General features: G+C 55.6%; 17 protein-coding genes. 6 read left to right on the forward strand and 11 right to left on the reverse strand.

Features of this window, described 5'->3' with window-relative positions:
• Position 1: 1 nt before the first annotated feature.
• From ACLI1T_RS03535 to ACLI1T_RS03560, 6 genes are all read right to left on the reverse strand, one after another.
• Positions 2 to 907, reverse strand: a complete 906-nt coding sequence (locus ACLI1T_RS03535) for a DUF1906 domain-containing protein (protein ID WP_411703282.1) — start codon at positions 905 to 907, stop codon at positions 2 to 4.
• 78 nt (positions 908 to 985) lie between these two features.
• On the reverse strand, positions 986 to 1,414 hold the full coding sequence (locus tag ACLI1T_RS03540; RefSeq protein ID WP_411703035.1) for an OsmC family protein: 429 nt from the start codon (positions 1,412 to 1,414) through the stop codon (positions 986 to 988).
• Between the two features lie 10 nt (positions 1,415 to 1,424).
• Positions 1,425 to 3,425, reverse strand: a complete 2,001-nt coding sequence (locus ACLI1T_RS03545; RefSeq protein WP_411703036.1) for a prolyl oligopeptidase family serine peptidase — start codon at positions 3,423 to 3,425, stop codon at positions 1,425 to 1,427.
• Between the two features lie 179 nt (positions 3,426 to 3,604).
• The gene (locus tag ACLI1T_RS03550) at positions 3,605 to 4,633 is read right to left on the reverse strand and encodes an ABC transporter ATP-binding protein (protein ID WP_411703037.1); all 1,029 of its coding nucleotides are present in this window, start codon (positions 4,631 to 4,633) and stop codon (positions 3,605 to 3,607) included.
• Between the two features lie 2 nt (positions 4,634 to 4,635).
• Positions 4,636 to 6,252: an ABC transporter permease gene (locus ACLI1T_RS03555; protein WP_411703038.1), complete on the reverse strand. Its 1,617-nt coding sequence runs from the start codon at positions 6,250 to 6,252 to the stop codon at positions 4,636 to 4,638.
• 6 nt (positions 6,253 to 6,258) lie between these two features.
• Entirely contained in the window at positions 6,259 to 7,290 is a 1,032-nt protein-coding gene (locus tag ACLI1T_RS03560) for an ABC transporter substrate-binding protein (RefSeq protein WP_411703039.1), read from the reverse strand.
• A 309-nt stretch (positions 7,291 to 7,599) separates the two neighbouring features.
• Here ACLI1T_RS03560 and ACLI1T_RS03565 point away from each other — a divergent pair, with 309 nt between their 5' ends.
• Together ACLI1T_RS03565 and ACLI1T_RS03570 are read left to right on the forward strand one after the other, a co-directional pair.
• Positions 7,600 to 8,922: an ammonium transporter gene (locus ACLI1T_RS03565; protein WP_284852306.1), complete on the forward strand. Its 1,323-nt coding sequence runs from the start codon at positions 7,600 to 7,602 to the stop codon at positions 8,920 to 8,922.
• A gap of 27 nt (positions 8,923 to 8,949) precedes the next feature.
• Positions 8,950 to 9,288: a P-II family nitrogen regulator gene (locus tag ACLI1T_RS03570; protein ID WP_284609876.1), complete on the forward strand. Its 339-nt coding sequence runs from the start codon at positions 8,950 to 8,952 to the stop codon at positions 9,286 to 9,288.
• Positions 9,289 to 9,370: 82 nt separating this feature from the next.
• On the opposite strand, the gene ACLI1T_RS03575 is transcribed toward ACLI1T_RS03570, so the two are convergent.
• From ACLI1T_RS03575 to ACLI1T_RS03585, 3 genes are read right to left on the reverse strand one after another with little or no spacing between them, the layout of a single operon-like run.
• Positions 9,371 to 12,457 carry a type I restriction endonuclease subunit R gene (locus tag ACLI1T_RS03575; RefSeq protein ID WP_411703040.1) on the reverse strand — a complete coding sequence of 1,029 codons (3,087 nt, stop codon included), beginning with the start codon at positions 12,455 to 12,457 and terminating at the stop codon, positions 9,371 to 9,373.
• Entirely contained in the window at positions 12,450 to 13,631 is a 1,182-nt protein-coding gene (locus tag ACLI1T_RS03580; RefSeq protein WP_284609874.1) for a restriction endonuclease subunit S, read from the reverse strand. The genes ACLI1T_RS03575 and ACLI1T_RS03580 overlap by 8 nt, the downstream gene beginning before the upstream one ends.
• Complete coding sequence (locus tag ACLI1T_RS03585; protein WP_411703041.1) at positions 13,631 to 15,565, reverse strand: N-6 DNA methylase; 1,935 nt, start codon at positions 15,563 to 15,565, stop codon at positions 13,631 to 13,633. Before ACLI1T_RS03585 ends, ACLI1T_RS03580 begins: the two co-directional genes overlap by 1 nt.
• A gap of 112 nt (positions 15,566 to 15,677) precedes the next feature.
• Here ACLI1T_RS03585 and ACLI1T_RS03590 point away from each other — a divergent pair, with 112 nt between their 5' ends.
• The 4 genes from ACLI1T_RS03590 (at position 15,678) to ACLI1T_RS03605 (ending at position 18,374) form a co-directional block, all read left to right on the forward strand.
• Positions 15,678 to 16,199: a hypothetical protein gene (locus ACLI1T_RS03590; protein ID WP_284609599.1), complete on the forward strand. Its 522-nt coding sequence runs from the start codon at positions 15,678 to 15,680 to the stop codon at positions 16,197 to 16,199.
• Positions 16,200 to 16,580: 381 nt separating this feature from the next.
• Complete coding sequence (locus tag ACLI1T_RS03595) at positions 16,581 to 16,814, forward strand: hypothetical protein (protein ID WP_284609598.1); 234 nt, start codon at positions 16,581 to 16,583, stop codon at positions 16,812 to 16,814.
• A 201-nt stretch (positions 16,815 to 17,015) separates the two neighbouring features.
• Positions 17,016 to 17,462 carry a DUF2871 domain-containing protein gene (locus tag ACLI1T_RS03600; RefSeq protein ID WP_411703042.1) on the forward strand — a complete coding sequence of 149 codons (447 nt, stop codon included), beginning with the start codon at positions 17,016 to 17,018 and terminating at the stop codon, positions 17,460 to 17,462.
• 552 nt (positions 17,463 to 18,014) lie between these two features.
• Positions 18,015 to 18,374, forward strand: a complete 360-nt coding sequence (locus tag ACLI1T_RS03605) for a hypothetical protein (protein WP_411703043.1) — start codon at positions 18,015 to 18,017, stop codon at positions 18,372 to 18,374.
• A gap of 144 nt (positions 18,375 to 18,518) precedes the next feature.
• Here ACLI1T_RS03605 and ACLI1T_RS03610 read toward each other — a convergent pair whose 3' ends face one another.
• On the reverse strand, positions 18,519 to 20,291 hold the full coding sequence (locus tag ACLI1T_RS03610) for an ABC transporter ATP-binding protein (RefSeq protein WP_411703044.1): 1,773 nt from the start codon (positions 20,289 to 20,291) through the stop codon (positions 18,519 to 18,521).
• Complete coding sequence (locus tag ACLI1T_RS03615) at positions 20,284 to 22,032, reverse strand: ABC transporter ATP-binding protein (protein WP_411703045.1); 1,749 nt, start codon at positions 22,030 to 22,032, stop codon at positions 20,284 to 20,286. The genes ACLI1T_RS03610 and ACLI1T_RS03615 overlap by 8 nt, the downstream gene beginning before the upstream one ends.
• Positions 22,033 to 22,036: the final 4 nt, after the last annotated feature.

Genomic DNA, 22,036 nt, shown 5'->3' on the forward strand with positions numbered 1-22,036 from the left:
CCTACTTAATGGCCTTGGCGATGTCCTGGGCGGCATCGGCAAGCCCGCGGATTTGCTCGTTGCTTAGCGATGACCCCTTAAAGCTCACCCCATCCGCGTTGAGCTGCGGCAGCTCCGGCATATTCGGGATGGCCTTGTCCAGGGTGGAGCTGAGATCCTGGATTCCTGGCTGCTTGGAGCCGGGCGTCCATTGGCCCCAGTCGCTGGCATAGACCTCGTTGACATCGACGATGACGTTCTCGATGGTCTGCTGGCGCGACTGCGGTAGCTGGTGAATGGTGGTCTTGGGGTGAATTTTCCCGTTGGAGCCCCAATCGTGCATCCAGTAAAACGTGCCAATCCCATTCTGGCTGGCCCACTCGATGGTGTTGTAGTTGCCGTAGACACCGGTCTGGTAGCCGGCCACGGATAGGGCCTTGGAAAACGCTTGCAGGTACGGCCGGATGAACTGGGTGTAGTGCTCGCGGGTGGGGTTATCGTCGATGGCGATATAAATGGGGCGGTGCGTGGGTCCACCGGCGGCCTTGTGCAGCGAAATGGCCTGCGGGGCGTGGATGGCGGCGCCGGCCGCGCCCTGCTTCCAATCGGCGGTTTCGGCGCGGCCGAATTGATAGACCGAGGCCGTGGGCAGGCCAGCCGCGGCATTGGCGGCAGCCTCTTGCAAAGTGACCGGCTTGCCGGTCATCCAAGCCGCGCCGGGGCGCTTATTGGAGACGTAGCGAATAGCGCCGATATGGCCCGCGCGCTTGATGGCGGCGGGGGAGGGGATACCGGAGGAAAAGTCGATGATGGTGCCGCGCACCGGGCCGAGGGCGGCGGCCGAGGGTGCGGCCGCACCAATGGCCCCGGCGGTAAGGGCAAGGGCGCTTGCCTTCAAGAGGCCGCGACGAGACAGAGACGGTGACATGAAAAGCTCCTGCAGTGATCGCATTAGTCACAATAGTTAACAAATGCACCATAGCAGGAGATGGTGGGTGGATCGTGTTTATTTTGACACGTTGCTAAATTCCACGTTCGTGGCGTGTTCCACGGTGCGCGATACCGTGCAGTCCTTCTCGTGGGAAATGCGAATCAGGTTATCTACCAGTGCGCGGGCCTTTTCGCCGTCCGGGGTGGAAGGGAATGCGAGGTCGAAGGCGACGCGGACATCGGAAAGCCGCGAGGCGCCATCCTCATCCACGCGGTCGCCCTCGGCGCGCACATGGAAAGACTCCGGCTCGGTGCGCCGAGAGGTCACGACATCCACGTCCACCGCGGTGCACCCGGCGACGGCGGCCAGCAGGAGCTCTACCGGCGATAACAGGCCCTCCCCGCGGCCGAACTCGATGCTGGCGCCTTCCGCATTGGTGGCCCGGTACACCGAATTTTCTACGCGGTTAAGGTCAACGGAATACTGCTTCGTGATTTCACTCATGGCCTAAAGCTTAAGCCAGGCTCGGGATATAGGCCACGCTGCCGCCTAAGGACATCGTGATAAAGATGGGCGCGATAACCAGGGGCCCGAGCCAGACGCGGCCGGTATTGGCATAAAACATCTTGTTCAAGATGGGCAGCAGGATCATCATGGGCAAGATGGACTGCAGCATATTGACATACAGCCAGTCATCGGTCCAGTGCACCGTGCCGGTGGCGGCGAAGACGGAATATTGGATAACGAAGATCATCGCCAAGCCGACGGAGTTGGCCAGCGCCGCAATGAGGTAGGTCTGCCACTTGGGCGTATCGCTATAGCGCGTGCCCACACCGGCGCGAATGGAGTTGGCCAGGTAGAAGATGAACATCGCCGGCACGTACATGAGAGCCACAAGGAACCAGCGCAGTGTTAGCGGGCGGGAGGCTACGACCAAGAAGCGGTAATCATTGTGGAAAGCGAGATACACAATGGATAGCACGGAGAAATACACGAAGAGCAAGATGAAGGCCAGCAGTAGCGTGCGCCCAAAGGTGCGCCAGCTCATCGTGATGCCCCAGGAACGGGCGCGCTCGCCACGGGCGTAGGTGGACTTATCCCGGGTGATATAGAACAAGATAAGCCCGACTATGCCGTTGACGATGGCCCACAAGACCACCGAGTTGACCATGCGCGCCGGGAAGAACCAGGTACTGACCTTATTCGCGGCATCGTAAAAGACATCTTGCGATAGGTTTGCCAGCGGCATGAACGTGAAGAACGCGATGGCCGCCGTAAGCACGAAGAACGCCCAAAACTTCGCGGCCTCTTTGCCCCGTGGGCGCTTCGGCACCGTTGGAAGCGCCTGCGCCACTGGTGCGAAGTAGCGGGTGCGCAATAGCATGCGGGTCAGCGGGAAGAGCATGGCAATGCCGCCGATGAGGGACAGGAGGTTAAAGACCTCCTTGAGCCACCACGTCTGATTGCCGGAATCCATCTTCACTGGGGCATCCAGGGTGTCATCGAAGAACTCGAGGATACTGCCGATGGCACTGGGCGTAAGCGGCTGCAGCGGGTGCAGCGTTTCATCGTTATAGGCAATGCGGTAGGTGCCCTTGTCGACGTCCCCGTACCCATGGCCAATCTCAATGCGGTCCACCTGGTCTTGTTTCTTGAGCCCAGAGTTGACCATGGACAGGGCCTCCGGCGCATCGCGCAGATCACCATCTCCATTGATATTGCGGTAGCCGCCCTCATCGTAGCGTGCATAGCCCAGCGCCATATTGGAGTGCACGTGGGCGAACTTTTTATCGTTCAAGTTCTGTAGCCAGCCGGAGATAAAGACCGCGGAGATCTTATCCAGATCTTCGGCGCGCTTGCGCTCGCCATCCGTGATGGTGGTGCCGCCTTCGCTATCCGGATCCTTGGCGGCTTCGAGCGCATCATCGACCTTCTTGCCGTATTTATTGGCCGCGGTGCGCACCGCGGTACCACCGGCGGAGTGGCCGGTAATGCCGATTCGATCCTCATCGACGTAATTGAACGTATCCAGGTGGTCTGTGACGTAATCAATGGCGGTCACAATGGCGGAATCGCTATCATCCGGGTGCTGCGAGCTCGATTCGCCCTGGTTATATGGGTCAACTACCAGGGTGACAAAGCCGCGCCGGGCCAATTCCAGCGAGTTGGAGACCTGAGTTTCCTTGGTGCGCTGGAAACCGGGCGAGACGATGACCATTGGCGCTTTATTCTCCGGCGTCGCGTCCTTCGGGCGGAAGAGATCCGCGGTGACCGTAGCGCCGTGCTTGCCGGCGATCTTTAGATCGGTGACCTGAACATTGCCGCCATCGGTTTGCACTAGGGATGAGCCCAATCCGCCGATGAGCACGATGGCAATGCATACAAAGAGCTTCCAGCCATCGCTAAAGCGGCGCTTTTTGGATACTTCAACAGGCATCTGCTCTGCCTGATGTTCCGGCGAAAGGGACGACTGTTCTTCCACAGGAGTGGAGGAGGGGGATGCGGAGTCGGACATATACGCGTTCCTTGCAGGTGGTACTTAATTGAAACGAGTGGGCTGAAAGTCCGATAATGGAAAACTTAAAGTCCAGCGTGGAAGCATATTAGGCCCGCCCGAAAGCGGGTGCAACCGTTGCGGTAAATGGGGGTGCAGTGCAAGCGCTGAACTGGCCAAAGTTCGCGCGATGCGGTGAATTAATAAATCAAGGGCGGCGAGAAGCGAATACGCACCGATTGTCCAAGCTCTGATTTATTATCTGCGGTAGTCCGGAAAGTGACCCCAGATTCATGGGAGGCGGTAACGGAGTAGTGCCCGGCTTCGAAAATGGCGGAGTCAACTACCGCTGGAACCGTGGCGCCTGGATCGTTTTCCTCCACGATTGTTGCGTGGTGTGGCAAGATGGCGGCCTTAGTGCCTTCTCCTCGCACGGTCACGTCACTCAACGGCCAAGAGATACCAAGAGCGGGGCACTCGACGCGGCCTCCTGAAATAGTGGTCTGGACAATAGTGGCATCTGCAATAAATCCCGCGACCAGCGGGCTAGCGGGATTTTCCAGTAGCTTTTGCGGGGTAGCAATCTGCTGGATTTCGCCGCCGTCTAGAACCACGACTCTATCTGCTATTGCCAGCGCCTCGGCGCGATCGTGGGTGACGTGCACCGTGGTTAGGCGTTGCTTTTGCGTCAGGGCTACCAGCTCTCGGCGCAAATTATCGCGCAATGGTTCATCGAGCGCCGACAGGGCCTCATCCAGCAATAAAACCTTGGGGTTAGCGACGATCGCCCGGGCCAGGGCAACGCGCTGGCGCTGCCCACCAGAAAGGCTATCCGGAGTACGGTCCTCGAATCCTGGCAGGCCCACGAGAGCTAAAGTCTCAGAAATGCGCTCTTCGCGCTCGGCCTTTGCTACTTTCGCCTGGCGCAACGGGTAGCCAACATTGTCTCTAACGGACATGTGCGGCCAGATTGCGTGCTGTTGGAAGACCATGCCAATGCCGCGTTTCTCGGGAGGAATAGCAGTCATCTGCCGGCCGTCTATGTAAAGCTCACCCGACGATGGAGAAATAAAACCAGCGATGGTGCGCAGGAGCGTGGTTTTACCGGAGCCTGACGGGCCAACGAGTGCAATGAGTTCCCCAGGCTCGATGGAGAGGTTGATATCGCGCAGGCCGGTGGTTCCATCCGGAAAAGTGACCGTGAGGTGGGAAGCTGCAATTTTCGCCATTATTAAGTCCTTACCTTAGGAGCACGAATAGTCAGTGCGAGGGCAATGATGCCAAGCAGCGCAAAGAGCAAAGCGAGTGCTGATGCTTGGTTATAATTTCCTGCCTGCTGCAGGTTGAAGACTTGGACACCCAGTGTTGTGGTTCCGGGTGCGACGAGGAGTACGGAAATAGTAAGTTCTCGAATCGCGGTCACCGCGACGAGCACCGCACCGGAGATCGCCGCCGGAATGGTCATCGCGCCGGTGGTAGTAAATAGCGCCTTAAGCGGCGTGGCACCAGAAATGCGCGCTGCTTCTTCCACGGTGACCGGGGTGCTTATTAGCGGGGCACGCACGGATTGGACAACGAGTGCGGTAAAAGCGCAGACGTAGGCGATAAGGATTATCCAAATGGTGTTATATAGCCCGGTATAGCGTCCGGCAATCAGCCAGGCGACGCCGATGATGAGCCCAGGCAGCGCGCTCGGTAGCAGCGCAGACAGTGTTAAAAGCGTATTTCCCCGCGCCTGGGTCCGGGTCACTAGAATTCCGATGACCCAGCCAAGAATCCCGCAGATTATCGCGGCGGTTATTGATAGAAATGCGGAATTGGTGAGGCCGTCGATAACGCGCGGGTTGGATAAAGCGCTGCTGAAGTTCGCCAGCGAGATGGTTTCTAAGGTAAACGGAACCCCGGGAGCCGGCAGCAATGCGCGGTAGGCCAAACCAAGAATTGGGCCAATGGAAATGGCGAGTCCGCACACCCACATGATGATCGTGACCGGCCAACGCGCTGAATGCAGTGCAAAGCGCGCCGGGCTTCCAGACTCATGGGTAGAAGATGAGTTTTTCAGGGAGGTGAGGTAGTCCATGATGACTGCGCCGATTCCCAAAAATAAGAGGACGACGCCGATGGTCGAGACCACCTGTAAGGGGTTGGATATGGTGCCGGAATCAATGAACCGGTAAATCATCGTCGCGAGCGTTTCGAATCGAGCCGGCGAGCCGATAATGGCGGGAATTCCGAAATCCGCCAGATTAGCAATTGCCGTGAGGGTAAATGCGGATAATAACGCGGGGCGCAAGAGCGGAAGGGTGACCGTGCGCAGAACTGTCATCACGGAAGCGCCAGATACTCGGGCGGCTAGCTCAAAATCGGGGGAGATGGAGCGCAGGCTCGAAGAAATGATGACGTATGCTGTGGGAAAAGAGTGGATGGTCATCAGCGCAATGACCCCGTCTGCGCCGTAGATATTCCATATTTCGAACCCAAAGAGCTTATTCAAGCCCTGATTCGGGCCGAAGAGTTGAATCCAGGCGATCGCTCCGATAAATGGGGGAACCAAGAGTGGCGAGAGCAGGAATAGGCGCAGTACCGAAGAGCCGTAGATATCCGTGCGGTCTAGCGCGATGGCAATAACGGTGCCGATGATGACAGCGGCGAGCGCCGAAAGCGCCGTGGTGAAAAGCGAATTCCATGTAGCAATACCGAGCCCTTGCTCTAGCAAGACGGGAATTTGGTTCCCGCCCAATGCAAGGGAGACAACAAGGGCCAAGGGCGCGATGAACAGGCCAATGGCAATGAGCCACACGCCAACGCGCAGCGCGGATACAGAGGGATTTTTCAACAAACGAGCCATCAAGAACTAGGAAGACACTGCCTTTTGGAATACCTCGACGGCGGCGTCTTTATCCTTGGTGATTTTCTCCAGGTCCTGGTCCATGAGCTCAATGTCTGCGAGTTCAGGGGTGTCCGCTGGAGTTCCCACGTCCTCACGTACTGGGAGGTACGACTGCTCGACGGCGATTTCTTGAGCCTTCTTCGAAAGCAGGAAGTTGATGTACTTCTGTGCTGCTTCTTGTTCCTTGGAGCCTTTGAATACGCCCGCGGGCTCAGAAATATACGGTGATCCCTCGCTAGGGTAGGCGAGGGCAACTGGGGATCCCTTATCCGCTAGGTCGCGGACTAAGTAATCGACGACCACGCCCACGGGCCTGGAGCCGGAGGCGATTTCTTGGGAAGTAGGACCATTGGACTCTGCGATCATCGGGGAATTCTTGCCCAAGTCTTCGATCCATGCTTCACCGAGGTCTGGATTGTTCTTCCATGCTGAGGCGTTGAATGCTGCCGCACCAGAGACCGCCGGGTTAGGCATGACGAGTTTGTCCTTGTACTTCGGATCGGTGAGATCCGCCCACGTGGTCGGGGCATCGCCTTCTGCGATTTCGTCGGTGTTATAAGCAATGACCGTGGGGATAATGCGCGTGCCTACATAAAAATTCTCGTCGTCCTTGGCCTCATCGATGACGTCATCGGAATCGACATCGGCAAGCTCGATGAGATCGCCATCCTCGGCGTAATTTTCAAAGGTAGGTGCATCGGCCGCCCAGAAAACATCCGCTTCGATATCGCCAGATTGCTTCTCCGAAGAAATGCGCGCGTTCAAATCGCCGGTACCGGCGCGATATACCTTTACCTCGATATCGGGGTTTTCTTCATTGAAGGCCGCATTGATTTCATCGACCTTTTCTTCTGGCTCAGACGTATAGACGGTAATAGAGGTTGAATCGTTTGCAGCCTGCGTATCTTCATTGTCGGTCGCAGGCTCACCGCACGAACTAAGAAGAGCGGTTGAAGCAAGGGCTAGGGCAGCGAGAGATGAGTGCTTCGGCTTCATTGGGGGAGTTCCTCCAGAGAGAGTAGTGATCAGGAACGTCAATCTAACTGCGCCGAAGTTAAGGCAACTTGGGATCGGTGTGAACGCACAGTAAATTCTTTGAGCTCTTGAGCGAGTGTTGTGGAGGGTGGGATCGCCAAGGAGCCTCGCTCGAATGGGTAGCCTTTTAGCGGTGAATAGCGGGAAACGAGGAGTTGACAAGCTCAAGGTAACCCCACATGGGGGATTAATCTATAGGCCAATAGATATTTATATACCTGTAGTACTACCGTTATGAAAAGCAATGAAGGAACCCTACAAGGAGAAATAATGGATTCGGTGATCGCAGGCAATGCGAGCTGGATGCTCATGAGCGCGGCTCTCGTGCTGCTCATGACCCCAGCCTTGGCACTTTTTTACGGAGGCATGACAGAGCGCCGCGGCGTGCTCAATATGATGTTGATGTCCTTTGGCTCACTAGCGGTAGTCAGCATCATTTACATCCTCTGGGGCTGGTCAATGAGCTACGGCACGGAGTCCTGGGGCGGCATCGTTGCCAATCCCTTCGAGTTCTTCGGGCTCAAGGATTCCATCTTTGATGCCAATGGTGAATACCTCGAAGGTGCGGAAGGCTACGCCAATATCATTGATATCGGATTCCAGCTCACCTTCGCCGTTATTTCCACCGCGATTATCTCCGGTGCACTCGCCGGCCGTGTGAAGTTTGGTACCTGGATGCTTTTCAGTGGCCTGTGGGCAACCTTTGTCTACTTCCCGCTGGCCCACATGGTCTGGGGCGGCGGCATCCTGGGTGAGGGCGAAAGCAGCGTCACCAGCTGGATCTTTGGCAGCGAAGGCGGGGAAGCGCTTGTGGCCCCCATTGACTTTGCCGGTGGTACCGTCGTCCACATTTCCGCCGGTACGGCCGCACTGGTCCTGGCGATTGTCGTGGGCAAGCGCCAGGGCTTCCCGAAGAGCGTGCAGCGCCCCCACAACCTGCCCATGGTCATGCTCGGTGCCGGCCTGCTGTGGTTTGGTTGGTTCGGTTTCAACGGCGGTTCCGCCTTCGCAGCCGATGGCCTCGCCGGCCTGGCCTGGGTCAACACTACCGCCGCAACGGCTGCGGCAATCCTGGGCTGGTTGCTCGTGGAAAAACTGCGCGATAACTACTGCACCTCCCTGGGTGCTGCCTCCGGTGTGGTCGCAGGACTTGTCACCATTACCCCTGCCGCGGGCGACCTGAACCCGGTGACCTCGCTCATCATGGGCGCCCTCGGCGGCATGCTGGGCTGCCTGGGCGTGGGTCTGAAGTTCCGCTTCGGCTTCGATGACTCCCTCGACGTCGTGGGCGTCCACCTGGTCGCCGGCCTGTGGGGCACCGTGGCGGTTGCTTTCTTTGCCAATGACCGCGGCATTTTCACCGGTGGCGGCGCCGAAGGCTGGAAGCTGCTCATCGTACAGATCCTCATCGCCGCAATCGCCGTGGTCTTCGCCGCAGTCATTACCGCCATCATCGCGGTGATTTTGAAGGCGACGATTGGCTGGCGCGTGACCGACCAGATTGAAACCGACGGCATTGACTTTGGTGGTCACCGTGAGACCGGCTATGACATTGGCGGCCGTGCCATGCGCGGTACCACCAGCCGCAACTAAAACGCCCAGCGATACCTAGGAGCAACAATGAAACTCGTAACAGCCGTGGTCAAGCCCTTTACGCTTGATGATATCCAGCAAGCCCTACAAAAGCTCGGCTCACCGGGCATGACGGTGACTGAAATCGAAGGCTTTGGCCAGCAACGCGGTAACAAGGAAATCTACCGCGGCGCCCAATTCGCCACTTCCTTTGTGCCCAAGGCCAAAATCGAGCTCATCGTGGCAGACGATGACGCCGAAGCGATTGTCGATGCCATCGTCGATGCCGCCTGCACCGGCGAAATCGGCGACGGCAAGATTTGGATAGCTTCCGTCGAAGACGTCATCCGCGTCCGCACCGGCGAGCGAGGCGAGAAAGCTATTTAAGCATCCAACACACCAGCGCCCTAGGCCCCCACAGAAGAGTGGAGGGCTGGGGCTTTATGCGGCGGTGTGTGAACCTGGGATTTTAGCTTTCTAGCTGGCCAGTTTCTTTTGCGGAGGCCATAATATTGGCCAAGGCATCCACCAAGCTATCCAGCACGTTTTTATCGCTGGACACTAGAGCATCGCGCTGCTTGCGCTGTTCGATGCCGCTAAAAATTGCCCGCGTTGCTTCTGCCTTGAACCGCTTAGAGCGCTTGAGCTGCTCCTTGGAGTTTTCTTGGCCGAGTTTCACTGCCGCGGGCTGACTCGAGAGCGTACCCCATGCAGCAACGATCATCTGAGCGGTATCATCGCTGTCAACGTCAACTCCCGCGAGCGAGAAAAGATCGTTGACCTTTTCTACTGCCTCATCAAAGGCACTACGCAGGGGTGTCTGCGGCTCGCCTAGTCGGACCGTGAACTCTGGCACTTGCAATGCCTCGGATTCGCTGCCGCTAACGCTATGGTCTTCTTCAACTTCACCCTGGGCAATTGCGACGCCAGCCAGTGTGACACCGGTGAGGAAGTCTTCGCTGTCATCCAGTTCGGTGATATGCAGGTTTGGCTCTAGGACGTTGCACAGCATTGCACGCTTCGATACGTCAGCATCGGCATAAGCAATGATCTGGGATAAAAACTCGTAGGCGTGGCGATATTTCAGCACGTGGGCCTTGAAATCCTTGGCGTGCTCGAGAGCGCTTTTATCGGCGGAGTTACGGTCTGCACGCCAACGGCTAAGGATCGCGTCTGCTGCACCGCGTAGGCGTTCGGAGTCCTCGCCGGCCATGTAGGCTTCTGCCACCGCGTTCATTTCATCGGGGTCATAGTATCCGGCGGTATCTAGCTCGTCTGCAAGTGTGTGTAGCGAGTTCGGATCTACGTCCGTATCGATGGATGCGCCCTGGTAGTAGCGCTGAAAGTCGACCACAATTAGCGCGGGATCGTTGACAAAATCCACCACCATAGGTGCGGGTTTATCCGGATGAATCCTATTGAGACGCGATAAAGTTTGCACCGTGGCTACGCCGGAGAGGTGCTTATCCACATACATGGCGCATAGGCGCGGCTCGTTGAACCCCGTCTGGAACTTGTTGGCCACGATGAGCACGCGATAGGAAAGATCGTCGTCTTTGAATGCCCGCTCCACATCGGACTCGCCGTTGAGACTTACTTCGGTGACCGGCTCCGGTTCATCTTCCATGCGCACCGCGTCAGAAAACGCCACGAGTGAGTGGAAACCGTATCCCTTCTCGGTGATGTAGCGGTTCATCTCGCGTGCCCAATGCACCGCCGCTTTGCGCGAGGAAGTCACCACCATGGCTCGCGCCTGACCATCCAAGTGGTGCGCGACGTTACGGCGATAATGCTCAACAACGACCTCGACTTTTTGGGCAATGGAAGTCGGGTGCAGACGCACAAACCGCACCATATCGGTGACAGCCGCAGACTGGTCTACCTCTTCGGTTCGTCCCAACTCATCACGGACTTCGGCCCACATGGAATACGTGGAGTAGTTGGTCAACACGTCCATGATGAAGCCCTCAGCAATTGCCTGACCCATGGGATAGGTATCAAAAGCTACGTAGTGACCGTCTTTGGTCTGCGAACCAAATAGACGCAGCGTCTTGGCCTTAGGAGTGGCGGTCAAAGCCACAAAGGTCATATTCGACGCATTAGCCACCGCTTCTTGGCGCAGCTCTAGCAGGTCATCAGCGGTGTATTCTTCGTCCTCATCTACGTCAACGTCGGACAACAACTCGCGCAACGCCGATGCTGATGAGCCAGTCTGGGACGAGTGCGCTTCATCAGCAATAACGCACCAGGTCCGTCCTTGAATTTCTGGGTTATTATCCAATAAGGAGAGTACGTGCGGGAACGTCTGCAACGTACAAGTAATAATGTGTCCACCCTCGACCAGTGCCTTGTGCAGTTGCGGTGACTTTGAACCAGAGTTTTCACCCACTGATACCACCAGACCACGTGATGCGGCCAATGCCTGCATGTCCTGGCGGATATTGGTATCGAGCGCGGTGCGATCAGTGACGACAATGACCGAGTCAAACGTCTTCGTACCATCCTCGGCTACCTGTCTAATGAGCCGGTGGGCAAGCCACGCGATCGTTTTGGTCTTGCCTGAGCCAGCCGAGTGCTCAATCAAATAGCGCCCGCCAGCACCGCGTTCGGCCACGTCAGTGGTGACTCGCTCCACCGCGCGCAATTGGTGGAAACGCGGGAAAATCAACGTGCCGTTGGCACCACGCTTGGACTTTTTATCCGGTTCCCACACGGCGAAGTCGCTCAAGATACGCAGCAACAACTGTGGCTGTAGTACCTGCTCCCACAGGTACGAGGTCGCAGACTTGCCCGCAACTGGCGGGTTGCCGCCTGCGCCGTCATGTCCCTGATTAAATGGTAGGAACCTAGTTTCGCTGCCTTTGAGCGCCGTGGTCATGTACGCCTCATCGTTCGATACTGCGAAGTGAACGAGTGCGCGACCTGGCAGCAGGACGCGCCGGTTCTTCGACGGCACACGATCCTCGCGATACTGCTTCATTGCCTTCTTTACGGACTGCGTGTTATCCGTCTTTAGCTCGAACGTGGCAACCGGAATGCCGTTGACTGTAGCAACGAGATCCAGCGTCTCATTGCTGTCGTCGTCGAAATGTACCTGTCGAATGATGCGCAGCCGATTAGCTTCGGCGCGCTTGGCCGCGGTTACGCTCAGCGGATTCGCCGGTGGGAATGCCACCATAGGGCCAAAGGTCGCCGAGCGTGCGTTAGTCTGCGCGTATTTAAAGCCCTCGCGCAGCGTTCCCAACAGACCACCCCGGATACGTCCGGTTTGTGCGTCCTTGCGCGTCGCGGACTCTAGTCGCTTGGCAACATATTCCAGAAGCAGACTCTGCGCATTCTCGCGGGTGGTATCCGGTGCGTCCTGCGGCACAGCTTTGGCGTAGTTCTCTGGGTACTGGGTCTCCAGCCAGTGCAGCACGTCAGCCGGAAACAGGCCGAGCCGTGCATCCCAGCCAGTGTCTTTCATACCCGGTTCATAAATCCAGCCGTTAGCTTGTAAGGATTCGCAGATCGTTTCTTCCAAGCGTTCTTCGCGCATGATGTCACGTTTAGGCATGAGATTCGTCCTTGGTAGTAGGGGAGGCAGGAATATCTATCTGGCCGGTTACCGCCGCAGAAATCACCGCTGCGCGACGCTCAGCAAGCAAATTCCGCAACTTTTTAATGTCCTCCAACATCAAGTTAATCTCGGAGGTCTCTCGGTTAATTTCGCCCGCGATACGACGTTGTTCGGCGAGGGGCGGGAGAGGGATCTGCAAATCCTCCAACATGTGCATACGAAGAGACGGAACGGTTGAGGAAGCACCCCCGTAAAGCACTTCTTTTGGCAGCAGGTAGGAAAATGCGTGGAAGAAATACATGGGGTCTACGTCGCGAAAACCATGGATACAGTAGACACGCTGGTGAACCTTGAACTTTCCCTCTGCGTAGTGAAATATCTTTCCTACCCCCGCACCGTCGCCTGCAGTAAGAACGGCGGGGCCGTTAAACTCCCATTGGTTTGAAGACAACACAGTGTCGGAACGGACGTAAAAAGGATACTGGCCGTCTTCGATGGCATCTTGTGTATCACCGCTGCCTGTATTAATAGTTGCGACGTACTTCACTTTTACGGCTGTATATGATGTCGAAGATTCGAAATATTTGGCCTTGATAGCTTGTCGACGCTCCGTCATCAGCCGTTCCATTTTGTCTAAATCGGTGCGCATATCGTCGAGCTCGGCGGTCTCGCGGTCGAGGTAGTCAGCGATGGCGCGTTGGGCGGGAAGCGGTGGGAGGGGAAGAGAGAATAAAGCCAGCCGTGAAAAATTAATCGTCTGACCGTCGCGGAGTTGGTCAGTAAAATTAGCTAGGCCTTCGATAAAACGTGATGATTTGAAAAGGTAGCTGTAGTATTTACCCTCAATTTCACGTCGCGGCTTAAGCACAGTGTAGGCATTACTAACTTTTCCCGGAACGGTCGAATGCTCTAATCCACCTTGGAAGCTGCGCAGGTGACTGATGAAGTCGCCCGGCAGTACACGCTTCATGTTGTCTGTTCCGAGGCGATTTTTAACCACCTGCGCACCAGTCTTTTCTATATACTGCTTTTGGGGAATCACGCCCAACTTTTGTGAAGGAGTCAGATGTACGTCCTCGTCAGATGACTTCTCGCTACGTTCTCCGAAAATAACGCTAGTGGGAACGATTTTCCAATTGGGCGATGTCTGTATCCATTTGGTGAAGCCCATTACTTCCTCACCTGCCCGAACTTGTCCATCAGGCGAGCCATGACTTCGGCTACATCGGCATCAATGTCAGCCAACGGGCGCACGGGTTCGGGCTTGTAGAACACACGCTTAAAAGGGATCTCGTAACCGGTGACGGCTTTGTCGGCATCCCAGGTGACATCGGGTGCGAATGGGATTACTTCGCGTTGCATGTGCTCGCCAATGTCTTCGGTAAGTGGCACTCGCTCGGTCATGGTGAACGACGGGTCGAGCACTGGGTTGCCCTTGCGGTCAACCGCTGGTCCCGCATCTGGGTCGTTGACCGCAATGGCTTTGGAAATGGCATCGATAAGCGTGGCGGGCATCTTCACGCCGTGTTCCTTGGCTGTGGTTTTAAGCTCGTCCGGCAGGTCGTTGTAGGTGGTGCCAGCTACCGCGCGCATTACGTCGGCATGTCCGTTTACGGCTTGCTTGTGCGCTAGTACCTCGGCAATAGCGTCCTCGGTGACTTTTACCGCCAGGCGTGCCTGCTTGGTGACTTTAACGTCTCGGAAGCCCAAGTCGTCCGGAGTGAGAACTTTGGACATGTCACTATCGGCGAAGGCGCTGTAGGTTTGCAGCACTTTGTCTCGGTCGGCCTCGCGCATTTCGCGGCGCTTGTCGCCTAATCCCTTATCCGGGACAGACCAGCATTCGGAGGCGTCGATAAGTTGTACATAGCCCTTGCGGTGGTCTTCCTTGTTTGTGTCAAGAATCCATACGTAGGTGGAAATGCCGGTGCCGTAGAACATGTTGGTAGGCAGCTGGATAATTGCGTCCACGAGGTCATTCTCTAGTAGCCACGCGCGGATCTGATCAGGGCCTGAACCGGGGCCACCTGTAAACAACGGTGAGCCGTTGGATACCACCGCGCCACGTCCTCCGGAACCGTTCTCGCCTGCAGGCATGAGCTTGGAAGCAACGTGGGCAAGGAACAGCATCTGGCCGTCGCCCTTATTGGGCAGGCCATGGCTAAAGCGGGAACCAGGAACCTTGGCCTGCTCCTTGACCGACGATTGCTGCACCGACCAGTCGGAGCCGAACGGCGGGTTGGACAAGATGTACTCGAATTGCTCGCCCTCATATAGGTCCGTCAGCAGAGTGTCACCGTGGCGAATCGCGTCTGGCTCACCGCCTTGAATAAGGAGGTCAGCTTTGCCAATGGCGTAGCCGGTGGGCATGAGTTCTTGGCCGGCGAGGTTAACTTCAATGTCGGGATTAAGTTCTTTTAATGCGCGTGCTGCAACCAACAGCATTCCGCCCGTACCAGCGGTGGGATCGTAAACGGTACGTGAAGCGCCAGAGGAGGTAAGCCCAGTGTCATCGGAAGCGAACAGAATGTCCACCATGAGACGGATCGCGTCGCGCGGGGTATAGAATGCACCTGCAGCTTTGCCTTTGGTATTGAATGCGCGGTACATGACGTTCTCGAAAAGGTCACCCATCTGTGCATCGGGAAGAGCTTCGAGAGACATGTCAATAGTGGAGAAGTGCTTGACCACTGGCCACAAACGGCCTGCTTGGTCGAGTGTTCGCATTTTGACTGAAAAGTCGAACGCATCCCAGATGTCCCGGACAGATTGTGAGAATGCGCCCACATAGTCCATCAATGAGTCGTAGACGTGGTCATCAGTTTCAGCGATGCGAGTGAGGTCCAGCCGCGAAGAGTTATAGAAAGAAAGCCCAAACTGGGACTGCACTTCCCAGTCCATATAGGCCTCGCTGACCCCGTCTGCGTGCAACGAGCTGACCAGCTCAAGCACCTGGTCCTTGGTCGGCGCCAAAATGCATTCGAGGCGACGGAGAACTGTTAGCGGCAGGATGTAGTCGCCGTAATCTTCGGGTTCCACGATGGACCGAAGGTACTTATCAGCGGTATTCCAGACAACAGACTGGTTGAGGTTAGCGGTGCTCAATCTGGGAGGTCTTTCTAGCAAAGCGTGGGGCAGTACCTTTGTAACCTTAGTGCTCTGGGGTAGAGAAGTGGTGGAAGCTAGGCCACAGAATACAGTGGGACGAAAGGAGGTAATGCGGCCAGCAACGAACGCGCCTGAGCTCAGGCTATTATTAGCTGTATATACTTACGGGATGTTTCTAAATTTTCTTTCGAACGTGGTAACAGGCATATTTTCCGGAATAGTTGTTGCAGTTGCGCTTTGGTTCTTTAGTTCTTTGCGGAAGCCGACTCTAGAGCTCTTTTATGTCGGCCCACAGCGCGCCGTAATCAGAAATAATCGATTCCGTGCCGTGCTACTAGCAGGAGCCTGGGAAATTGGAAATGGAGAGGTTTTCTTCCGCCCCGATGGTTTTAGAGGTGGAAATGGAAGTTTTTATATACCGCGGTATGGGGAAATAATCGTAGGAACGTCTTACTTTGCTCCAGGGCAAACTGCGGACGCCGCGTATAAGCATGTTAAGAATACGCGGAAAGTAAGTAAGCAGATATCTCTAGAAGAAGAAAATAAGGTCGACGTTTCGCAAGTAGTAGTTTCCCCAGAACAATTTCCGAAGTGGAAACTTATTACGTTAAGTTTTAAATCAGGAATTTGATGGCGAGTCTCTAGCACGTAAGGCTTCTTTTGATTAGCAGCACGGCAATCAAATTAGAATGCTAGTGGGCTCGTTATTCAAGGAGATAAACTTAATGCCTTGGGTAAAGCGAATGGCGAACTTTGTGAGAGGAGACGCCAGCTCCTTAGCTTGAGCCTGCACATGCATTTTGACTGGCAGCGGAGGTAGCCTGAGAACCATGAGAAGCTTGTGGAATCATTTCCGGCCATTTTGCGTGTCAGCCTTGATAGCCATCGTGCTCGGGGTTCTGTTTAATGACTATCACCGGACACTTGCTTTAGTGGTCACAATTTTGCTCATAGGTGTCGTTTTATCGCTGGCGGATTATGCTTCCGAACGGCGTCGAAAGAATGAGGATAAGTGATGAATCGGAAATTGCAGTTGTCGTTGGCTACCGGATTTCTCGGTGTGGTTTTGGTCATCGCGGCGCCTATTTTAATTAGCGCCGGAATTGATGCTGCCGATGCTGGGCAGCAATCAGGTAATGCTGTTGTTCCATTGCTTTCAGCGACTATCGGAACCGTGCTAGTGATCCTCGCGCTGGCCCGTTCCGGTCCTGTATTTGAAAAGAAAAATGTAAAAGCCGAGCGCTAGAAGTGCTAGTTTTCTGGGGCACACTCCTTGCGGGAATGAAGAGGACACGAGGGAAACAAGCCTCCAATCAACCTACTGGTTGATTGAAGTTTCAACCGCCTCTGCGATTCAAAGCCGGACAAGTCGGGGCAAGATATGTATTTAGAGAACTTGATCCCCTCGGCTATCCAGTCACAGCGATGACTGGGAAGGAGTAATGATATGAAGGCTTTGTACAGGGCAGCGATTTTCTACCTCGTCTTGGGCTTGGTCGCCGGCTTGTTTTATCGGGAGTTTACGAAGCTACAAGATTTCCCGGAAGGCGAATATACGCAGCTAAGCGTGGCTCACACCCACTTGCTGGCGCTAGGCTTCATGCTATTCCTTATCTTCTTGGCGTTGGAAAAGGTCTTTGCACTGTCGCGGCACCACCAGCTGTTCAACTCGTTCTTCTGGCTCTACAACGTAGGCGTGGTGCTCACCGTCGGCATGCAAATTTCACACGGCATATTGACGGTGCTGGGCGAGGAATCCAATGAGATGATTTCCGGCATCGCTGGTTTGGGCCACATCTTCATCACGGTGGGGCTGACGGTCTTCCTCGTGAATTTGGGCCGGGCGATCAAGGAACCAGATGAGGGCACCACCAAAGCTTCGGTGAACGCCTAACTATGAGCGAGCACAACGCTCAAGAACGCTCAAGAAAACGTCACGGCGCCTACTCGCCGCGATTGGATAAGCCTGCCGGTTCTTTCCATCGGGTTGGGCATCATTGTTCTAGATGGCACTATCGTCGGCGTGGCATTGCCTCGATTATCACTGACCTGCAGCTTAACTTGACGCAGGCGCAGTGGGTCAATAGCCTCTATGCGGTGCTATTAGCTGCGCTGCTGCTATCAACGGGCAAGATTGCTGATACCTGGGTGCCTTCCTCACCGGCCTGACAATATTTGTGGCAGGCAGCGTATTGGCGGGATTTTCTACCTCCGCCGCCACTTCGATCTCCGCGCGCGCAGTACAGGCTATCGGCGCCGTGTTCATCATTGCCGTCCACGCTTTCCACGGTTAATGCCGTATTCCGCGGCAAGTACCGCGCCGCAGCCTTTGGCGTGTAGGGCGCGGTGATTTCCAGCGCGGTAGCGGTCGGACCGCTTGCCGGTGGTGCGCTGACGGAATGGGTGTCCTGGTATTCGCGATTATTGAGGGCCCCGACCTAGGCTGGTGGGAATCCCAATCCTCATTCAGCATCTTCAGCTGAACGTGGTCAGAAAACGCGCCCATCTCACCGGTGCCGGTGACGCTCGCGATTTCGGCCGTGGGCTTCGCGCTGTCAGCCATGGCAATCGGTGCATTCTCTCCGGTGCGGCAGCCCGTCACGTTGCGGCGCGTTTCGGGGCACCTGGCACCGTGCTCATCGGGCTCGGCTTGGAAGTCGTCGGTGTTCTTGTCCTCGTCCTGCTTATGAGGCCGGATACGAATGGTTGGATCATCGCCGCACCGCTGCCCCTGTACGGCTTTGGCCTGGGGCTCGCCTCCGCAACGCAGAGCACCGTGCGCTTGGGACAGTGGTGCAGGCCTTAAGCGAGGGCATGCCAACGCCGCGCAATGGTCGCTCGTCGCCGATACCGCGTTCCTCGCTCTGGGCTTTGTTGGTGCACTTAGGGTGCGCCGTGCTGCGGGGGAGAAGGGTGCCCTCCGCAAACAATGTCGATCTCGGTGCCCGCGTTAATCGCGTCCCGAACTGATTTTCCACCCGCGTGCTGCTTTGCGTTGCTGCCAGAAGTGACGGTAGATACCGGGGACATCGGAAAGCTCAGAATGCGTGCCCAGCTGGCTGACGTGCCCGTGTTCATCCAAGACTACGATTTGATCAGCAGATTTGATTGTATCCAGCTTATGGGCGATGACGATGAAAGTAGACTTCTCCCGTAGCTCGTCCATTGCGGCAAGGATATTTGCCTCATTTTCTGCATCGAGCGCGGAAGTTGCTTCATCAAAGAGGACAATCGGCGCTTGTTTGAGCAGCGCACGAGCTACAGATACTCGCTGGCGTTCACCACCGGAGAGAAGCCGCCCGCCTTCACCAACAGGAGTATGCCACCCTAGGCGGTTGGCAATAGAAGTCACGCCTGAAAGATTAGCTGCGCGGAAGACTTCCTCATCGGAGGCGTCGGGACGACCAACGCGGATATTAGCGATTAACGAGTCGTCGAAGAGGTAGACGTCCTGAAAGACCATGGACAGTCTGGACATTAACTGTTCGGTTCCAAGCTCGCGGATATCTACGCCGTCAACCATCACCGCCCCGGAATCTACATCCCAAAATCGCGAAATAAGGCGCGCAATTGTGGTCTTTCCGGAGCCAGAAGGACCGACAATGGCGGTAACGGTGCCCGGTTGGGCGTGGAAGGCGACATTGACCAATACCGGCTTATCTCCGTACCCAAACGTGACATTGCGCAGCTCAACACTGCCCGAACCGTCTCCTGTACGCGGAGTAGTGGGTTCTGGCAGGGAAGGGGCATCGGTGATGAGCTCGGTTTCTGCGAGCGCGATACGGCCTGCGTCTAAACCGACGAAACAAGAGCCCAGCTGCTCAAGCGTGCGGGTAAACCTCAAGCTGATTCCGATGATCGCAATTGTTTCTAGTGGCGATAGGGCGCCTTCAACGGCAAGATTCGCGGAGACCATAATGAGAGCCACGATGAAGATCTGCACTACTATGCCGTTGAGTAGCAAAGCTAATGTGGATACCCATAGCTCGCGTATCCGTGCTTTATGATCGATTTCTAATGCTTGCTCAAGTGGCGCAAACCCTTGTGATTTTCCCGCCGCGCGCAAGGCCGGCTGGCGGTTAGCAAATTCTACGATGCGCTGGGAGAGCTCTTTACTCGGCCTGAGTGCGCGGTTCGATGCTTTCTCACGAATCCATGCAGCCAACTGCATCACCACGAGCGCCAATGGTGCGATGATTAGAAAGACCAATCCCAACCGCGGATTCCAGAAACACGCTCCAACCAACAGGGTCATAAGTGCTGCACCATCGCGGTACACCATGCCTTGAGTATGTGCAAGAGTCTCGGCCGCCACCATAAAACGATCTGAGACGAGACGAGATAGCCCGCCGGTATTAGCCGGTATGAACCAGCCGAGCGGTAGCGTTGCCAATTTATCGCCCACAGTCGTGTGCGCGGTTCGGATGAAATCCAAGGCCGTGTGGTAAGAGGCCATGGTTGCGAAAAATCGTAGCGCAAAAGCTACGAGCGCAATTGCCAAAAGCGTCCACATCCATGGTGCGATCGTCGTATCCCCATCGAGTGCCTTTGTAAGTGGCACGAGCGTGAGAACGGCGAGGCCGTCAAGCACGCCAACGATAAGCGATAGAGAAGCATGCCTTTTATTGAGCTTATGACCTACAGGACTTTGCAGCTTTTTGACACTGCGAGTAAGTAACGGATCACGAAGCCGCGAACTAGCAGGCGTGGTGGCATTAGACATGAGAATTATCCTTCACAGGCTTGAGGCGGATTATTTGGTCTGTGCCTTGGATTGACTCCGGTTTGTGGGCTATGACCAAGACGGTCTTGTCTCTTACGAGTGTGGCCAGAGCCGCTTGAATTTCTGCTTCACAGTCAGGATCAGTTGCCGCAGTAGCTTCATCCAGGATCAATATTGGGGCATTGGTAATAATTGCCCGGGCAATAGAAATGCGTTGCTGTTGTCCACCGGATAAAGAGATGTTCTCACCAACAACGGTGTCGAGCCCAGCTGGTAAAGCGCGAATATCAGCAGCTATGTGCGCGGCCTCTGCTGCTTGCCAGATCTCTTCATCGCGAGCTTCTGGGCGTGCAAGGCGAATGTTTTCCCGAATACTCATGCGCAGTAAGTGAGGATCTTGTAAGACGAAAGCCACAGTGCGGTACAAACTGTCGAAAGTGAGATCACGGATATCCACGTTGTTGATAGTGATTGTGCCCGAATCTGGATCCTGGAAACGCGCCAGCATCGTTGCTGCTGTGGATTTGCCAGACCCGGAGGGGCCAATCAATGCCGTGACAGTGCCTGCGTTTAATTGCGCAGAAAAGTCTTGGAGGACTGGTGTGTCTGGGGCGTAGCTAAAGCTGACCTTGTGGAATTCCACCTCCATGTCTTGACTACTGGCATCGAGGCTCTTTGAGCCTTCATTCACGTGGGAAATTGTCATGACTTCATCGAGGCGCAACGCCGCATTGCCAGCGAGCTGGTAAGACCACATCATGCGGCCGACGGTTTGAATCGTGCCTGGGATCACCAGTGCAATCAACGTTGTGGCGATGACTTCAGCAACCGTGACATAGTCCCCGGCTATTAGCAGGGAACCGACTCCTACATTGATAAGGATGAGCACGGGAACCGCCACCACGGATTCTGAAATTGCGCTAACGCGAAGAAGCGGACGTACCCACTCGTAATAGAATTCCGCGAATTTTTGGGCAGCTTCGCGGTACCGCGCGTGAGCTTTACCAACGGTGCCAAAAGCCTTGACGACGGAAATACCTTCGGAGAACTCCACCGCAGTCGCGGAGACCTCACCCAGGTAATTATCCATTTCCGCAGTTTTTGTGCCCATATCTTTCATTGAATACGCTTGGATTGCTAGGAAAATGGGCACAGTGGCAATAGAAAGTAGACCAAGGCGCCAATCCAAGATAAAGGCATAAATCAGAAGCGCAAGGGGTGTAAAGATCGCGGCGACCTGCTCTACAGGAGCGTGGGCTGTCAGGGTGTGCAGAGTTAGCGTATCGTCCTCGACGGCTTTGCGGACTTTGCCGGAATTAGTTTGGCTAAACCACGAGAGTGGTGCTTTCGCAATAGCGGTAATAATTCGGTGCCGGTTAATCCCCACCAGCTTTGCATCAGCGAAGTGGGTGATCGTAAGGGCAAGGAAATAGAAGAATAGCTGGCCCAAAAATGCTGCAAGGAGCCATTTCACAATGGACGCGACGTCATCAGTATTTCCGTTGATTAGAGCATTTCCCAGTGCCACCAAAGCGACGTAGGGTGCTACGGCGAGTACCGAGGATATAAGCGCGAGAAACTGTGCGAAGTAGATGGTTGTTTGCACTGGGGCCAGTAGCTTTTTTAGAGCGACCTGGCCGGCTTTTTGTTTTGCGCGAGCCTCTTCTTCCGGTGACGCACCGTGTGATTCTGGTGGGTGGGTTCCGCTTGGTTCTGTGGAACTTTGTTTTACCTCAGGCATTTCT

Source organism: Corynebacterium tuingiense (assembly GCF_046718165.1).
Classification (GTDB): Bacteria; Actinomycetota; Actinomycetes; order Mycobacteriales; family Mycobacteriaceae; genus Corynebacterium.

What these genes read in the sequence shown, in the direction of transcription:
- ACLI1T_RS03535 (WP_411703282.1), bottom strand. Translation starts at nt 907, where the DNA reads ATGTCACCGTCTCTGTCTCGTCGCGGCCTCTTGAAGGCAAGCGCCCTT.
- ACLI1T_RS03540 (WP_411703035.1), bottom strand. Translation starts at nt 1,414, where the DNA reads ATGAGTGAAATCACGAAGCAGTATTCCGTTGACCTTAACCGCGTAGAA.
- ACLI1T_RS03545 (WP_411703036.1), bottom strand. Translation starts at nt 3,425, where the DNA reads ATGTCCGACTCCGCATCCCCCTCCTCCACTCCTGTGGAAGAACAGTCG.
- ACLI1T_RS03550 (WP_411703037.1), bottom strand. Translation starts at nt 4,633, where the DNA reads ATGGCGAAAATTGCAGCTTCCCACCTCACGGTCACTTTTCCGGATGGA.
- ACLI1T_RS03555 (WP_411703038.1), bottom strand. Translation starts at nt 6,252, where the DNA reads ATGGCTCGTTTGTTGAAAAATCCCTCTGTATCCGCGCTGCGCGTTGGC.
- ACLI1T_RS03560 (WP_411703039.1), bottom strand. Translation starts at nt 7,290, where the DNA reads ATGAAGCCGAAGCACTCATCTCTCGCTGCCCTAGCCCTTGCTTCAACC.
- ACLI1T_RS03565 (WP_284852306.1), top strand. Translation starts at nt 7,600, where the DNA reads ATGGATTCGGTGATCGCAGGCAATGCGAGCTGGATGCTCATGAGCGCG.
- ACLI1T_RS03570 (WP_284609876.1), top strand. Translation starts at nt 8,950, where the DNA reads ATGAAACTCGTAACAGCCGTGGTCAAGCCCTTTACGCTTGATGATATC.
- ACLI1T_RS03575 (WP_411703040.1), bottom strand. Translation starts at nt 12,457, where the DNA reads ATGCCTAAACGTGACATCATGCGCGAAGAACGCTTGGAAGAAACGATC.
- ACLI1T_RS03580 (WP_284609874.1), bottom strand. Translation starts at nt 13,631, where the DNA reads ATGGGCTTCACCAAATGGATACAGACATCGCCCAATTGGAAAATCGTT.
- ACLI1T_RS03590 (WP_284609599.1), top strand. Translation starts at nt 15,678, where the DNA reads ATGCGGCCAGCAACGAACGCGCCTGAGCTCAGGCTATTATTAGCTGTA.
- ACLI1T_RS03600 (WP_411703042.1), top strand. Translation starts at nt 17,016, where the DNA reads ATGAAGGCTTTGTACAGGGCAGCGATTTTCTACCTCGTCTTGGGCTTG.
- ACLI1T_RS03610 (WP_411703044.1), bottom strand. Translation starts at nt 20,291, where the DNA reads ATGTCTAATGCCACCACGCCTGCTAGTTCGCGGCTTCGTGATCCGTTA.
- ACLI1T_RS03615 (WP_411703045.1), bottom strand. Translation starts at nt 22,032, where the DNA reads ATGCCTGAGGTAAAACAAAGTTCCACAGAACCAAGCGGAACCCACCCA.